At 64.9% G+C, this 857-nt stretch carries 1 pseudogene; it reads left to right on the top strand.

Annotation, left to right across the window (positions count from 1 at the left end):
• A pseudogene (locus ACZ5CR_RS45530) lies at positions 1-513 on the top strand (S8 family serine peptidase); the annotation flags it as partial.
• Between the last annotated feature and the right edge of the window lie 344 nt (positions 514-857).

Below are 857 nucleotides of genomic sequence, written 5' to 3'. Positions count from 1 at the left end.
GGGGAGTTGGTCGACCGGCGGCAGAGTTCGGGTGCGTACGTGTGGGACGCGAATCCGGCGCTGACGACGTACAAGGTCGTGACGGACACGACGCTGGATCCCGAGCGGTGGCGGCTCGCCACGAAGGGCCACTCGGAGTGGACCTTCCAGTCGAAGGAGACGGCGAGTGACCGCAAGAGTTTCCTGCCCCTGCTGAATCTCGGGTTCGACGTGGACACGGATCTCGCGGGGAACGTCCGGGGCGGACGGTCCGTGGATGTGGGGATCTTCTCCGAGTACGTCGAGGGAGCGGTGGACACCGGTGCCATCGGGGGCGGCAAGCTCGAGGTCTCCTATGACGAAGGGAAGACCTGGAAGGGCGTCGAGCTGGACCGTGACGGCAGTAAGGCCGCGTGGGACGGGGAGTTGAAGGTGCCCGGTTCCGCGGAGTTCATTTCGCTGCGGGCCTCCGCGAAGGATGACCGGGGTGGTTCGGTCACGCAGGAGATCGTGCGGGCGGTGGGGGTGCGGTAAAGGACCCGCTCTGCTCGCTCTCTACACGGGGACGTAATCAGAGCGTTACGCCAGTGAAGGTGCGGTGTCACAGTGATCGTTGAGGCTGATGTGACCGATTGACCCCTGTTTCAGGGCCAGTTGGCGAATCAGCGAGAACAACCGAAAACCAAGCGGTCCTCCCCCCACAATCCGAACAGGATGGGACCACATAGATGTCCGTCACATCGGTGCTGACACCGCACCCTTCCGACCCACCACCGACCAGCGGCCACGTCCTGGCCGTCGGCTCACCGGGCCCCAGCCGTGAACTGCTCACCCGGACCCTCAAACTCACCGGGTACGAAGTCACCCACGCCGTCCCC

The organism is Streptomyces sp. NPDC031274, assembly GCF_055570235.1.
Note: the sequence above shows the minus strand (reverse complement) of the source record. Positions and strands in the feature narration are given on the sequence as shown.